Annotated in this window: 13 protein-coding genes; 6 read left to right on the top strand and 7 right to left on the bottom strand. The window is 67.3% G+C overall.

What is annotated here, in order from left to right; genetic code table 11:
- Nucleotides 1-12 precede the first annotated feature (12 nt).
- Nucleotides 13-2334, bottom strand: coding sequence for an immune inhibitor A domain-containing protein (locus AA983_RS10195; RefSeq protein WP_047312106.1), 2322 nt, complete (start codon nt 2332-2334; stop codon nt 13-15).
- A 282-nt stretch (nt 2335-2616) separates the two neighbouring features.
- Between AA983_RS10195 and panB the strand changes: the two genes are divergently transcribed.
- Nucleotides 2617-3453, top strand: a complete 837-nt coding sequence (gene panB, locus AA983_RS10190) for a 3-methyl-2-oxobutanoate hydroxymethyltransferase (RefSeq protein WP_047312234.1) — start codon at nt 2617-2619, stop codon at nt 3451-3453.
- Between the two features lie 85 nt (nt 3454-3538).
- Here panB and AA983_RS10185 read toward each other — a convergent pair whose 3' ends face one another.
- Nucleotides 3539-4777, bottom strand: coding sequence for an MFS transporter (locus AA983_RS10185; protein ID WP_047312105.1), 1239 nt, complete (start codon nt 4775-4777; stop codon nt 3539-3541).
- A 138-nt stretch (nt 4778-4915) separates the two neighbouring features.
- Nucleotides 4916-5095 carry a hypothetical protein gene (locus AA983_RS10180; RefSeq protein WP_047312233.1) on the bottom strand — a complete coding sequence of 60 codons (180 nt, stop codon included), beginning with the start codon at nt 5093-5095 and terminating at the stop codon, nt 4916-4918.
- 77 nt (nt 5096-5172) lie between these two features.
- Here AA983_RS10180 and map point away from each other — a divergent pair, with 77 nt between their 5' ends.
- The 4 genes from map to AA983_RS10160 all read left to right on the top strand — a co-directional run bounded on the left by map (nt 5173) and on the right by AA983_RS10160 (nt 8517).
- Complete coding sequence (gene map / locus AA983_RS10175; protein WP_047312104.1) at nt 5173-6045, top strand: type I methionyl aminopeptidase; 873 nt, start codon at nt 5173-5175, stop codon at nt 6043-6045.
- 113 nt (nt 6046-6158) lie between these two features.
- Nucleotides 6159-6926 (top strand): polyphosphate--glucose phosphotransferase, encoded by a 768-nt coding sequence (gene ppgK, locus AA983_RS10170; RefSeq protein ID WP_047312103.1) that lies wholly within the window; start codon nt 6159-6161, stop codon nt 6924-6926.
- 296 nt (nt 6927-7222) lie between these two features.
- Entirely contained in the window at nt 7223-7756 is a 534-nt protein-coding gene (locus AA983_RS10165; RefSeq protein WP_369798795.1) for an Lrp/AsnC family transcriptional regulator, read from the top strand.
- 86 nt (nt 7757-7842) lie between these two features.
- Nucleotides 7843-8517: a 4a-hydroxytetrahydrobiopterin dehydratase gene (locus AA983_RS10160; protein ID WP_047312101.1), complete on the top strand. Its 675-nt coding sequence runs from the start codon at nt 7843-7845 to the stop codon at nt 8515-8517.
- Nucleotides 8518-8521: 4 nt separating this feature from the next.
- Here AA983_RS10160 and AA983_RS14910 read toward each other — a convergent pair whose 3' ends face one another.
- The 4 genes from AA983_RS14910 to AA983_RS10140 all read right to left on the bottom strand — a co-directional run bounded on the left by AA983_RS14910 (nt 8522) and on the right by AA983_RS10140 (nt 12057).
- Nucleotides 8522-9343, bottom strand: coding sequence for a hypothetical protein (locus AA983_RS14910; protein WP_156170333.1), 822 nt, complete (start codon nt 9341-9343; stop codon nt 8522-8524).
- The gene (locus tag AA983_RS10150) at nt 9340-10017 is read right to left on the bottom strand and encodes a MerR family transcriptional regulator (RefSeq protein ID WP_047312100.1); all 678 of its coding nucleotides are present in this window, start codon (nt 10015-10017) and stop codon (nt 9340-9342) included. The genes AA983_RS14910 and AA983_RS10150 overlap by 4 nt, the downstream gene beginning before the upstream one ends.
- A 129-nt stretch (nt 10018-10146) precedes the next feature.
- Nucleotides 10147-11340 (bottom strand): peptidoglycan bridge formation glycyltransferase FemA/FemB family protein, encoded by a 1194-nt coding sequence (locus AA983_RS10145; RefSeq protein WP_047312099.1) that lies wholly within the window; start codon nt 11338-11340, stop codon nt 10147-10149.
- A gap of 63 nt (nt 11341-11403) precedes the next feature.
- Nucleotides 11404-12057 (bottom strand): MBL fold metallo-hydrolase, encoded by a 654-nt coding sequence (locus AA983_RS10140; protein WP_047312231.1) that lies wholly within the window; start codon nt 12055-12057, stop codon nt 11404-11406.
- Nucleotides 12058-12187: 130 nt separating this feature from the next.
- Here AA983_RS10140 and AA983_RS10135 point away from each other — a divergent pair, with 130 nt between their 5' ends.
- Entirely contained in the window at nt 12188-13645 is a 1458-nt protein-coding gene (locus AA983_RS10135; RefSeq protein WP_047312098.1) for a GuaB1 family IMP dehydrogenase-related protein, read from the top strand.
- The last annotated feature ends 77 nt before the right edge of the window (nt 13646-13722 follow it).

The raw sequence follows: 13722 nt of genomic DNA, 5'->3' as shown, positions 1-13722 counted from the left end.
GCCGGACTCAGTTCACTTGGAGTACTTCACGTGGATGTTCATCCGGTCCTTCGTCTCACCCGAGACCGTCAGCGTGACACCGCTGCCCGCCGTCAGGGTCGAACCCGTCGGGTTGGACGCGTCGTAGTAGTTCGTCGCCTTGCGGTCGTCGAACGTCTCGACACCGCGCTGGCCGGCCCACGTGGTGGGCACGTCGTTGCGGTGCAGCGTGAGCGACGGCGTCTTCTGACGCGAGAACGGCGCGTCCCACGGCTGCAGCTTGTTCGAGACGTTCGTCCCGTCGGACCACTTCATCGCCTTGGCGTGGCTGTCGACCGGGAGGACGAGGCCGTGGCCGGGGTGCGTGGAGACGTTGTTGTCCTCGTACTCGTTGTCGACGTACCAGACGAGCATGCCCGTTTGGAACGCGAAGTGCTCGACGAGGTTCGGCTGCGTCGTGAGGAACCCGAAGTTGTACGGCCCCGTCTTGAGGTAGCGGTCGTAGCCGTTGTACTGACGGTTCTCCGCCATGTAGTAATGGCTCTTCTTCTCGCTCGTCGAACCACTCGTGCGCGAGAAGCCCTTGGCAACCCAGCCGTTGTCGCCGGACTCGACGTCGTCCGACAGCAGCGTGGTGCCGTCGGCGACCACCTTGATGTCGTCGAGGAACGGGCCGGCCATGTGGACGCCACCGTCGGTCTGGTAGCGGAAACGGAAGTCGATCTTCTTACCCGCGTAAGCCGACAGGTCGAAGGAGAGCTGCGACCAGTTCTTGTTCTCACCGGTCACCTCCTTGCCGACCTGCGTCCACGTCGAGCCGCCGTCGGTGCTGACCTCGCCGTAGAGGAAGTCGTAGCCCTCCTCGATCTCGTACCAGGCACCGGTGGTGAGGGTGGCCGACTTCTTGCCCGTGAGGTCGATCGAGCGGGTCAACGTCGAGTTGAGGTTGTCGGCGCTGCCGCCCCACCACTCGCTCTTGCCGGACTGCGGCGTGTTGTACGTCGTCGTGATCGTCTTGTCGGGAAGGCCGACGACGACCGCCTGCGGAAGCTTGGCCGAGTCACGATCACTCGGGCCGACAGCGACCTTCTGGCTCTTGCCGTACGGGACGCTCGTCGCGTCGAGCCAGCCGAGCTGCAGCTTCTCCCACGGGCCCATGTAGCCGGGGCGGGAGCCGATGTCGGTCTTGCCGTCGCCCAGCCACGAACCGGCGCTCATGAGCGACCAGTAGGAGACGTCGTTCTGCGCGCGGTTGGTCGTGTCGTAGAGGTCCGGCAGGCCCAGGTCGTGGCCGAACTCGTGGGTGAACACGCCGAGGCCACCGTTCTCCGGCTCGGTGGTGTAGTCACCGATCCACAGCCCCGTGTTACCCAGGGGCACACCGCCGAGCTTGTTCTCCGCGGGGCCGGTCTTGCCTGCGTTGTTCGAGTAGGCGTACCAGCGGTGCGACCAGATGGCGTCCTCGCCCTGTGCGCCGCCGCCTGCCTCCTCGCCCTCACCGGCGTGGATGGCCTGGAAGTGGTCGATGTAGCCGTCCGGCTCGTCGAAGTTGCCGTCGCCGTCGTAGTCGTAGCGGTCCCACTTGTCGTAGTCGGCGAGGTAGGCCTTGATCTGGGCGTCGGTCTTGCCGGCCTTCTTCTGCGCCTCGACCCACGCCGTGGCACTGTCGCGGATGAACGACCAGGAGCCTTCAGCCTCGCTCGTGCCATCACCCTCGACCGGGTTGTGGCCGTAGCGCGCCTCGTTGAAGGGCACCTTGACCCAGTCGCTCACGTCACCCTTGACCGCGAAACGGCCGTTGGACTGCTTGGCGTAGAAGTCCTTGAAGGACTCGCCCACGCCGAACATCATGTCGAGGTAGTGGGAGCGGTTGAAATCGGCCTTCCACAGCGTCGTGTTGTCGTCCGTGGCACCGCCGTCGAGCTTCTCGTCCGGCTGTGCGATCTGGTTGTGCAGCGGGCCTGCGGCGCCGCCCGTGGCAGGCTTCGTCTGGTCACCGAACTCGACGAGGAAGCTCAGGATGCTGGCCTCACGGTTGACGTCGTACTGGACGTAGCGCTCCTTCTTACCCTTCTGGCCCTTGCCCTTGCCGTGTTCGTTGCCCTTGAGGGCGATGACGCGCTTGCCGTTGACCGTCTTCGTCGTCGCCTCGCCCTTGAGCAGGGCGTCGACGGCAGCCTTGCGCAGTTCGTTCTGCTGCTCGGCGAGGGGGTTCGGACGGTTGTCGGAGCGAGCCTGGCGCTGGTTGGCGTCGCCCTGAGGCGGCGACTCGGCCGAGACGGCGCTCGGCGCCACGACGAGCCCGAAGACCGTCATGGTGCCGATGACTGTGGATGCGATACGTCGCTGTGTCATGTGTTCTCCATGGTGTTCCACACGCGGCTGCGCCCGACGCGCAACCACGGAGAACCTACCCAGGTTTCACTCAGATACCCATGACCGGCGCCACAACGGTTTGATAACGCTACGAATGCGGATTGCGTTCTGCCGCAGGCAAGCTGGACGTCCAAATGCGTCCCTTTCATCGCAAATAGCGTCCCGCAACGGACCAATTTTTCGAACCTGACGCGAATGGCGTCCCACCACCAGCTCGCATGGCAGACCGACGCGCCGCGCGTCAATGACTACCCTTGGCCCATGAGTGAAGAGGCAGCCCCCTACCGCGCGCCGGAACGCAAACGTGTGCGCACGGTGACCCTGCAGCAGATGAAGGAGCGCGGCGAGCGCTTCACGATGCTGACGTCCTACGACATGTACACCGCCGAGATCTTCGACGAAGCGGGCATCGAGACCCTCCTCATCGGCGACTCGGCCGGAAACAACGTCTACGGCTACGAGACGACGCTGCCCATCACGCTCGACGAGATGATCCCGCTCGTGCGCGCCGTCGCCGGCGCCGCCAAGCATGCCCTCGTCGTCGCCGACCTGCCGTTCGGCAGCTACCAGGAATCGCCTGCCCAGGCTTTCGCGAGCGCCGCTCGCCTCATGAAGGAGGGACGCGCGCACGCGGTCAAGCTCGAGGGCGGCGCCCACATGGCCCCCACCGTCGAGCACCTGGCGAAGAACGGTATTCCGGTCGTGGCGCACATCGGATTCACTCCGCAAAGCGAGCACGCTCTCGGCGGTTACCGCGTGCAGGGTCGCGGTGACGCTGCCGCACGACTCGTCGAGGAGGCCAAGACCCTCGAGCGGGCGGGCGCGTTCTGCGTCCTCATGGAGATGGTGCCCGCCCCGGCGGCCAAAGCCGTGACGGAGGCGCTTCGGGTCCCGACAATCGGCATCGGCGCGGGCCCGGACTGCGACGGGCAGGTGCTCGTGTGGCAGGACTTCGCCGGTTTGCGCGACGGTCGCTACCCGCGCTTCGCCAAGAAGTTCGCCGATGTCCGCACCGTTTTGCTCGACGCCGCTCGCGCCTACCATGAGGACGTCTCCTCGGGTGCTTTTCCCGCCACTGAGCACAGTTTCGAGAACTGAATTCCGCACCACGGCGCCACTCACCTCATGAGGTGAGTGGCGCCGTGTTCTGACACTGCGTGTCGCGTCCCCGACCTACCGGCCGTCACGAACCGCGGGTCGCGCTCTCGGTGTCGTCCTGCGGCCGGCCGTGCGGCCCCCACCCTTCGCGCACGAGGCGCGCCGGCCAGTACGCAAGTACCCCCGCAGCCGCCAAGCCGAGAAGTGCGTTGACGGCCACCGCCGGCGCCAGGCCCACGAGGGCCGTCACACCCGAGAGCGTGAGCGGTCCGAGCGTGTTGCCGGTGTCGCTCAGTTGGCGCCAGATGCCGAGGAACGCCGCGCGCCCGACATCCGGTGAGAAGTCGGCCCCCAGCGTCATGACGAGGCCCGAGCTGATTCCGTTGCCGAACCCGAGGACGCAGCTGACCGCGAGCACTGTCGCGGCCGTGTGGGTGAACGGCATGACGGCGAGTGCCGCGGCCATGAGCAGCATGGACGGGACGGCGACCGCACGCCGTCCGCGTAGGTCCATGACGCGTCCGGCCGGATAGAACACGAGCATGTCGATGCCGGCCGAGATGGCGTAGACGAGGCTCGTCGTCTGCTCGTCGAGGCCGACGTGCGCCGACCACAGCGGGATGACAACCTGGCGCGAACCACGCACCGCCTGCACGAGCAGGATCCCGAGCCCGACCGTTGCGAAAACCGGCAGGTGGGTGCGCAGCACGTCACGCGGCGTGACGCGCGCCGGAGTGGCGCCGCCGGCATCAAGAGCACCGGGTAGGTCCTCCATGCGGGTGGCACACCATCCCGCGAGGAGGAGGCAGGCGATGGCCAGAATCCACGCGGCCGCCACCCCGAAAATGCCGATGAGCGCGGCTCCGATGAGGGGGCCGATGAAGAAGCCGATGCGCATGACGCCGCCGAGGAGCGACAGGGCTCGCGCGCGGTGGGTGATCGGTACGGCTTCGGTGAGGTACTTCTGGCGTGCGAGGAGAAAGACCGCCGATGCCATGCCGATGACGAAGACGCCGGCGATGAGGCTCACGAGACTCGGCAGCATGGCGAGGACGCACCCGAGGGCCGCCACCAGACCGGCGAACACGAGGGCTCGGCGCTCCCCGAAGCGATCGGTGAGCCCGGAAGCGGGGATGTTCGACACGAAGGAGCCCAGCCCGAAGAGCATCGCGATGAAGGCTGCGAGCGCCACGCCCGCTCCCCTGCTCGTGGCTTCGGCCGGAATGATCGGCAGCAGTGCCCCCTCGGCCGCTCCGAACAACAGCGACGGGCCGTAGGCGGGTACCGCGAGGCGGCGCAGATCGAATCCGAGTTCCGCGCTCATCCCGCCTCCTCCCGCAAAGCGCCGACGACCCGTCGAGCATCGTACTTCGATGATCTATCTATCCCCGTGCGCCCTCGCCCACGCGCAACGGCACCCACCGGACGCGGTGGGTGCCGTTGCGGGTCGCGACGGGCTGCGTCAGTTGTCGCCCTCGAACTCGCGGTCTTCCTCGTCCCACTTCTCGCTCTTGGCGTGGGCCGTTTCGAGAGCGTTGCGAGCCTCCGCCTCGGTGGCGTACGGGCCGAGCAGGTAGGACTTCGAGTTCGTCTCGTCGCCCTGCTCAACGGAGTTCGTGTCGACGTTGTACCAGTAGGCCATGCGGCTCACCTCCACTGGCGCGTGCGCGCCTCGTTGGCTCGTCGAGTCGCGTGTGACCCGACCTCTAAACTCACCCTATGACGAGTACGCGCGCGAAGATCACCCCTGGACACATCGGCCCGAAGCGCTCCGTCCCCTCATCCATCGCGCGCCCCGAGTACGTCGGGCGCAGCGAAGCCCGCGAGGGCCACGAGAGTTACGTCAAGGACGCGGAGACGATCGAGCGCATCCGGGCGGCAGGACGCATCGCCGCCGGCGCCATGGCGGAGGCCGGCAAGGCCGTCGCCCCCGGTGTCACGACCGACGAACTCGACCGCATCGCCCACGAGTACATGTGCGACCACGGCGCCTACCCCTCGACCCTCGACTACCTCGGATTCCCCAAGTCGCTGTGCACGAGCGTCAACGAGGTCATCTGCCACGGCATCCCCGACTCCACGGTTCTGGAGGACGGTGACCTCGTGAAGCTGGATGTCACGGCGTACAAGGACGGGGTGCACGGCGACAACTGCGCCACCTACCTCTGCGGCGACGTGGACGAGGAATCACGGCTGCTCGCCGAGCGGACGAAGGAAGCCATGATGCGCGGCATCAAGGCCGCCAAGCCGGGACGCCAGGTCAACGTCATCGGCCGCGTCATCGAGCAGTACGCCAAGCGCTTCGGGTACGGCGTCGTGCGCGACTACACCGGCCACGGCATCGGCACCGAGTTCCACAACGGGCTCATCATTCCGCACTACGACGCGGCACCTCACCACGACGACGTCATCGAGGTGGGCATGGTGTTCACCGTCGAGCCGATGCTCAACCTGGGCTCCGGCGACGCCGCAGCAGTGTGGAGCGACGGGTGGACCGTCGTGAGCCGTGACGGCTCCCGCTCCGCACAGTTCGAGAACACCGTCGTCATCACCGAGGACGGCTACGAGATCCTCACGAGCACCGAGGCCTGACGCTCGTTCCCGACGGCGCGCGGGTTGCAGCGTCCCGGTGAACCGGCACTAGTCTGACCGGAATACTTCATCGACCCCCGCGAGCCCGCACCGGGCCGCGACGAGGAGAGAGCATGACGAAGAAGTCCTACCCCCTGGGCATCGACGTAGGCGGTACCGGCATCAAAGGCGCTCCCGTCGACCTCGACACGGGCGAGTTCGTCGCCGACCGCCTCCGGATCGACACCCCCGAAGGCGCTACGCCCGGTGCCGTCGCGGATGTCATCGCCGAGATCGTCGAGCACTTCTCCGACCTCGTCGGTGACGAACCGATCGGGGTGACGATCCCGGGCGTCGTCCAGCACGGCGTCGTGCGCACGGCGGCGAACATCGACCCGGCGTGGATCGACACGAACGCCGAGGAGCTCATCGCGGCGCGCCTCGGCCGCCGCGTCACCGTCGTCAACGACGCGGATGCCGCGGGTTACGCGGAGATCCACTACGGGGCGGCCAAGGATCGTGACGGGCTCGTCGTCGTGACGACGCTCGGCACCGGCATCGGTTCGGCCGTCATCAACGACGGGCAGTTGGTGCCCAACTCCGAGTTCGGTCACCTCGAGATCGACGGCAAGGACGCCGAGAAGAAGGCGGCGCACTCGGCGAAGGAGCGCGAGGAGCTCAGCTACGAGAAGTGGGCCAAGCGCCTCACGAAGTACTACACGACGCTCGAGAACCTCCTGTGGCCCGACCTCCTCGTCGTCGGTGGCGGGGTGTCGAAGAAGGCGGACAAGTTCTTGCCCCTGCTCGACGAGGTCCGCACGGAGATCGTGCCCGCGAGGCTGCAGAACGCCGCGGGCATCGTCGGCGCCGCGCGTCTCGCGCACGAGGCGCACACCAACTGACCGCTGCGCCCTCGCGGGCGTGACATGACAGAAGGCCGGATTCCCGATCATCTCGGGATTCCGGCCTTCTCGTCCGTTCGGCGTGCGTGGCCGGGGTGCGGCCCGCATCGATGACGTCACCTCGTGAGTTCTGCCACCGTGCCCGCTTCGACTGCCGGGGTGGTGGCCCGCGAAGCGCGTTGAGAAGTACTCAACACCACACCGCGCAGGGTGCGCAACAACCTCATTCTTGATTGATCATTCTGTTCAAAGCGGACGGGTATGCTCTGCTCATACCGCCCATCATGATCAGGAAGATGCCCATGGAACCGGCCAAGGACGTTCGCGAGCAGCACCCCGACGTCCAGTTCGACGACACCGACCGCGCACTGTTGCTCGCTCTGGACGAGGATCCCCGCATGACGACGATGGCCCTCGCGCAGCGGTGCGGACTGGCCCGCGGCACGGTGCACGCGCGTCTCGAACGCTTCCGCGAGGCCGGCGTCCTGCGCCTCAACAGCGCCCGCGTCGATCCCGCCAGGCTCGGGCGTCCGCTCAGCGCCATGGTTGCTGTCGAGCTCGACCAGCACGACATCGACGGTGCGATCGCCGCCCTCTCCCGGGTACCCGAGGTGCTCGAGTGCTTCGCCCCCGCAGGCGAGACCGACCTCCTCGTGCGCGTTGTCGCACGCGACCCGGACGACCTCTACCGGGTGAGTGAGGATGTGCGCCTGTGTCCGGGTGTCACTCGGACCCGCACGAGCGTGCACCTGCGTCGAGTCATCCCCTACCGCGTCGGGCCGTTGCTGCGCGAGGGCCTGCCGAAGAACAGGGTTCCGAAGAAGAGTTGAACCGGGCCGACGGGTGTCGGCAGAGGCACTGTCGGCCTAGTCTCGAGGAAGCAGGTTGTGTCGAACCCGACCGAGAGGACACGACGATGACCGACCCGAAGAAGAAGCTCAGCGCCGCCGAGGTCCGTGAGACTGCCCCGGCCGGCTGGGCGCAGATCATGGGTTCCCTCAAGGCGCGCTACGCGACGAAGGACTTCGCCACGGGCCTCGCCCTCGTCGATCGCATCGGTGCGTCCGCGGAGGAGATGGATCACCACCCCGACATCACGCTCACGTACACCGATGTCGTGGTGTCGCTCGTCAGCCACGACGTCGGCGGGCTCACGAGTCGCGATCTGGCTCTGGCGAAGACCGTCGGCGACCACGCACGCGATCTCGGCGTCGAGGCTGACGTCGCGGGTCTCACCCAGCCCGACCTTGGTTTGGACACGCGCCGTCACGATGACCTCGGCCCGTTCTACGCGGCGCTGCTCGGCTCGTCACTGAAGAACGGCGAGCCGGTGGACTCCACAGGTCAGGTTCCGACGGTGTGGTGGCAGAACCCGGACGAGGACGAGGGCGGCCCCCAGCTTCCGCCGTCCGAGGTCGAGCAGCGCTGGCACATCGACGTATGGGTCGCGGCCGACGCTGCGGAACAGCGTCTCGCGGCCGTCCTCGACGCCGGCGGGCGCCTCGTCAGCGATGCCGCGGCACCTGCGTACTGGGTCGTCGAGGACGCCGACGGCAACCGTCACTGCATCTGTACGCCCGAGGGCCGCTGACGACTCACGTCGCAGCCGCTTGCTCGGCGTGCGACTTGAGCACCGCGACAGCATCGCTCGGGTGTTCGAGTGCCAACGCGATGCCAGTGACTTGACGCTCAGCTCCGAGCAAGCTGACGGCTCGCACCGGTTCGGCGAGTTCGATCCGGACGTTCGGCGGGGCCATAGGACGCTCGATCACGAGGCATGAGCGCGGTGGGTCTGCAAGCGCCCCGATCGGTGTCACGGAACTCACGAGGCCCCAGGGCACCTCGGCCACGGTGAGCGGTCCGACTCGCAGATGCAGCATGTCGGCCGTCAGCACGTGGGGGTAGGCCCTTCGCGTGGCCACCCAGCCGATCGTCCACCAGATCCCGTACAGGGATAGGGCGAGGACGAGCCACCTAACCCCCGCGAATGCAGCGACTCGATGCCAAGGAACGGCAGTGTGAACCGCTGCCGCTTCCACGGCCATCACGGCGATGAGAACACCCATCACAGGCGCCTCTCCGTCGGGTGCCTGCAGACCAGTGGCCCCGATCGGTAGATCAGGGCGGCCACCCCATCGCAGCCACACACCTCGCGCGAGTGAGAGCTCGAGCGTGATGAGACGTGCAATTCGGCGCGGCAGCGGCCCCGCAAGCGCCGCTTCGATCCGTTGCGACCACAGGGCACTCAGGCTCGCATAGGCACGAACGGCAGCGAACACGGCCCAGACGGCTAGGGCCAGCTCGACGACGATGACGGCAACGATGAGATGGCGAAGCCCGCTTCCGCCCGTGACCGCGAGCAGGACCTCGGCGAGCAATACGAGGCCGAGCGCGACCGATACCCATCGGCGCCTCACGGCGTCCCGTTGCGCGCATCGAGCACGACCTGACGAATCCTCGTCCGATCCGCCGGGCTCACTCCGAGGAAGCGAAGCCACACCTCGAAGGCCGGGCCCAGCTTCGCAGTACGCACGAGGACACGCAGTTCGTGCGGCCATTGGGCTGGTGGTGGAACTCGCCCGAGGCGAGCAGCCGTCTCGTACGCCGAGGTGAGTGCCGCGAGCACCCGCCCGTCGCCGTCCCGCCGCCTCACAAGATCCAGGGCGCGTCGTTCGGCGCGGACGAGGCTCTCCGGAAGCCCGATCCGGGCCGCGGCATCCTCCATCGCCGTTACGGCCTGGTCGTAGACCGCGGCGAACTCGTGCTCATGGGCCAGCATCGCCTCCAGCTTGGAGATGCGCACTTCGATCGCCGCGCGTTCCACCATGGCCTTGTTCAGTGCGACCTGCAGGCGATCTTTCGTGTCCCGGCCCGAATGGGCCGCGTCCTTGAGCGAAACTCCCACATCCGCGAGCGCCCGCAGCGCGAGCAACCGGTCCACGTCGTCACAGTCATAGAGCCGATACCCGTTCGGTGATCGTGCGGGCTCGGGCAGCACGCCGACCCGGTGGTAGTGACGGATAGCCCGCGGGCTGACTCCGGCGAGGGCGGCCAGCTCACCGATCCAGAAGAAGCCCGGCATGTCGCTCATGGGTTCATCCTCGACGTTGTCGCCACGTCAAGGTCAAGAAGGCAACGAAGTTCGCGAGCTCGAACGCCCATGAAGAGGCCGTCCAAGACGCGAGCCCGCCCCGGACCGGCCTTCGATGATGCCCTGGCGTCAGCCGAGCTTGTTCCACTTCGCCGCGGAGCGCCTGGCCTTCACATCGCTCGCCTTCGAGCGGGCGCCCGACGCTGCGCCGGCGAGAGTGGCCCTGGGGTCGTTCTTGAGGTCGGTGGCGGCCTTCTTCGCGGCGGGAACGCCGCGCTTGAGGGTCGAGCGGACAACCGGAAGCGCCGTCGCGAAGACGGGGAAGAGCGGCGAGAGAGCCTTGTCGTAGGTGCCGACGAGCATGTCCTCGTGCTTGGCGAACTGACGCTTGAAGTCGGAGATACCGTCGTTGAGCAGCCCGTTGAAGTCGTAGCGCTCGACGCCCTGTTCCTTGACGTGCTTCATCGCCCAGAACTTGAGGCCGTAGTTGAGGCGCAGCTTCATGCCGCGCGGGTTGACGCCGCCGTAGAGCTCGAACGCCGTCTTGCCCGAGACAACGAGCCAGACGAAGGCGACAACCTCGTCACCCTCCCAGGCCGCGATGAGCTGCGAAGCCGGCCCCATGAAATCGCGGATCTGCTCGTGGTAGAGGTCGGAGTGGACGGCGAAGTTGGCGCGCTTCGCTGTCTCCTTGTTGATGGCCAGCACCTGGTCGAGGTCGGACTGCTCGGTGACGAGGCCGAAGCGCACGTTCTCGGCCTTGAACGACTTGCGCACGTTCTGGCGGGTGGAGCTCGACAGCTCCTTCATGATGGTGTCCTCGTCGCGCGTCACGTCCACGATGAGAGTGCGAGGGATGAGCCCCGTGTTCTCGCTGCGCTTGTAGCCCGCAGCTTCGACATCGGCCAGCCAGTCCGAGGACGGTGCCGCAATCCTCTCGGCGAGGTCTTCGTCCGAAACGCCCTTCTCCAGCGGGGAGAAGGGGGCCTCCCAATCGGGTTCGATCGTGATGCCGATCGGCCCGTGGGTGCGCTTGACGTAGTCGGCGAGTGCCTCGACGACGCGGCCACGGTCGGCCTCTTGGGCCTGCGGGCCACGCGGGACGTACGCGAGTGACTTGAACGGCTGCGGCAGCGTGCGAAGCAGCACCTGCGCGGAGCCGACGATCCGTGCGCCGTCACGCACGACGACCCGGTCGGCACTCCACTCGTACTGCGACTTCAACTCGCCCCATCCCCACAGCTGCAGGGGGTGTCCGCCGGAGGAGTTGACGAGATCGTCCCACTCGTCGCGGTCGTGGCAGGGGGTCACCGTGAGCGTCATGTGAGTCAGGCTATCGGCTCACGGCGACCCGCTCGAAACGTCCACGCCGGGCGGCCGCTCCGTTCAGGAGAGCGCGGCGCTCTCTCCCTCGGGAACCTCGATGACATCGACGCCACCGTTGAGACCGTAGTCGCGCACGTGCCCCAGGTAGATGCCGCGTGCTCGGTCCGCCGCCACCTTGTCGTGGATCGGAATGACGCGCTTCGGCTCGACGGCTCGCACGAACGCGATCGTCTCGCGCACGGCGGACCACGGGGCCACCAGGGGAAGACAGAGATAGTCGACGTTCTCGGGGCGCCCCTCGAGGGAGTCGCCGGGGTGGAACAGGCGCGGCTCCCCGTCGCCGCTCGCCACGATGCCGACATTGCTGATCCGCTCGATGTACGGGTGGATCTCGGCGTGCGTCGCACCCACGCCTTCGAAGCGCGCGCCCTTGACGGAGAAGGTCTCCCCCGCCTTCGTCGCCGTGACGTCGAGGCCTTTGTCGCGCAGCTGCTCGGCGGTCTGTGGGTCGGCGAACCACGCGGCGTCGGGGTTGGCCTCGCGCAGGGCGTCGAGGCGGTCGGGGTCGAGGTGATCCGGGTGTTGGTGCGTCACGACGATCGCGTCGACGCCCGCAACGTCGTCGAAGGAGCTGAACGTGCCCGGGTCGAACAGAACGGTCGCGTCGGCGACGGAGAGTTCGATGCACGAATGTCCGTGGTGCGTGAGCTTCATGTTCTCACGGTAGGCACACACGCCCGCGGTGTGGGAAGGAGGGCGTGACCTTCGCGCGAAGCGAATGCCGATTCGCCTGGACCCCAACGTCTCCAGGGCGTTGTCGGTGGCTGCGGATAGGCTGACGGACGTGGACTTCATCACCGATCAGCCCCCGTACGACCTCACGTACAACGACGTCTTCATGGTGCCGTCGCGCTCGCACGTGACGAGCCGCCTCGACGTCGACCTCACGACGCCCGACGGCGTGGGCACCACGATCCCGCTCGTCGTGGCCAACATGACCGCGATCTCCGGCCGACGCATGGCGGAGACGATCGCGCGCCGCGGCGGCATCGCAGTCCTTCCCCAGGACATTCCGATCGCAGCCGTCCAGGAAACGATCCGGGACGTCAAGGCGAGCCACACGGTCTACGAGACGCCGGTGACGATCGCCCCCACCGCTCCGGTCTCCGACGTCCTCGCCCTGCTCGGCAAGCGTGCTCACCGCATGGCTGTCGTCGTCGACGACGAGAACACGCCGCTCGGTCTCGTGAGCGAAAAGCACTGCCTCGAGGTCGACCGGTTCTCCGTCATCGCCGACGTCATGTCGAAGGACATCACGGTCGTCGAGGCGGGCGGCGACCTGCAGGACACATTCGATCTGCTCGAACGCGAACACCGCGATCTCGCGGTCGTCGTGGAGAACGACGCGCTCGTCGGTGTGCTCACCAAACGGGGCATTCTGCGTTCGACGATCTACTCCCCGGCTCTCGACCCACAGGGGCGCCTCGCCGTCGGTGTGGCCATCGGCATCAACGGTGACGTCGAGACGAAGGCCCGCACGATGCTGGAGTCCCACGCCGACGTGCTCGTCGTGGACACCGCGCACGGTCACCAGGAGAAGATGATCGAGGCGCTCGGCACGGTGCGTCGCGTGCGTGACGAGTTCGAGGCCGCGAACGGGCGTCGCGTACCGATCGCGGCGGGCAACGTCGTGACGGCTGACGGCGCGCGTGACCTCGTCGAGGCAGGCGCCGACATCATCAAGGTGGGCGTCGGGCCGGGCGCCATGTGCACGACGCGCATGATGACCGGCGTGGGCCGTCCCCAGTTCTCCGCGGTGCTCGAGTGCGCCGCAGCAGCCCGTGAACTCGGCGCTCACGTGTGGGCCGACGGCGGCGTGAAGTACCCGCGTGACGTCGCGCTCGCGCTGGCCGCCGGCGGCGCGTCCGTCATGATCGGTTCCTGGTTCGCCGGCACTTGGGAGTCTCCCGGCGACCTCAACCGGGACGCCGACGGGCGCCTCTACAAGGAGTCGTTCGGCATGGCCTCGGCCCGTGCGGTGCGCAACCGCACGTCCGCCCAGGGTGCGTTCGACCGTGCTCGTTCGGCCCTGTTCGAGGAGGGCATCTCGAGCTCGCGTATGTACCTCGACGATCAGCGACCCGGAGTCGAGGATCTTCTCGACTCGATCATCGCGGGCGTGCGCAGTTCGTTCACGTACGCGGGCGCCAAGAACATCGAGGAGTTCCGCGCGAAGGCTCGCATCGGTGTTCAGAGCGCGTCCGGTTACGACGAGGGGCGCCCGCGTCACACGAGCTGGTGACCTGGCCCTGACGCTGTGCTGCCCCCACCCGAGACGATTCGGGCGGGGGCAGCTGTTGTTCAACTCGCCGAGCGAAC

It is taken from the genome of Dermacoccus sp. PE3 (genome assembly GCF_001021715.1).
Classification (GTDB): Bacteria; Actinomycetota; Actinomycetes; order Actinomycetales; family Dermatophilaceae; genus Dermacoccus; species Dermacoccus abyssi.
This window is presented reverse-complemented; position numbering and strand designations above follow the sequence as displayed.

Excerpts from the sequence above, each read along its gene's own strand:
- AA983_RS10195 (WP_047312106.1), bottom strand. The coding sequence starts at position 2,334 with ATGACACAGCGACGTATCGCATCCACAGTCATCGGCACCATGACGGTC.
- panB (WP_047312234.1), top strand. The coding sequence starts at position 2,617 with ATGAGTGAAGAGGCAGCCCCCTACCGCGCGCCGGAACGCAAACGTGTG.
- AA983_RS10185 (WP_047312105.1), bottom strand. The coding sequence starts at position 4,777 with ATGAGCGCGGAACTCGGATTCGATCTGCGCCGCCTCGCGGTACCCGCC.
- AA983_RS10180 (WP_047312233.1), bottom strand. The coding sequence starts at position 5,095 with ATGGCCTACTGGTACAACGTCGACACGAACTCCGTTGAGCAGGGCGAC.
- map (WP_047312104.1), top strand. The coding sequence starts at position 5,173 with ATGACGAGTACGCGCGCGAAGATCACCCCTGGACACATCGGCCCGAAG.
- ppgK (WP_047312103.1), top strand. The coding sequence starts at position 6,159 with ATGACGAAGAAGTCCTACCCCCTGGGCATCGACGTAGGCGGTACCGGC.
- AA983_RS10165 (WP_369798795.1), top strand. The coding sequence starts at position 7,223 with ATGCCCATGGAACCGGCCAAGGACGTTCGCGAGCAGCACCCCGACGTC.
- AA983_RS10160 (WP_047312101.1), top strand. The coding sequence starts at position 7,843 with ATGACCGACCCGAAGAAGAAGCTCAGCGCCGCCGAGGTCCGTGAGACT.
- AA983_RS10150 (WP_047312100.1), bottom strand. The coding sequence starts at position 10,017 with ATGAGCGACATGCCGGGCTTCTTCTGGATCGGTGAGCTGGCCGCCCTC.
- AA983_RS10145 (WP_047312099.1), bottom strand. The coding sequence starts at position 11,340 with ATGACGCTCACGGTGACCCCCTGCCACGACCGCGACGAGTGGGACGAT.
- AA983_RS10140 (WP_047312231.1), bottom strand. The coding sequence starts at position 12,057 with ATGAAGCTCACGCACCACGGACATTCGTGCATCGAACTCTCCGTCGCC.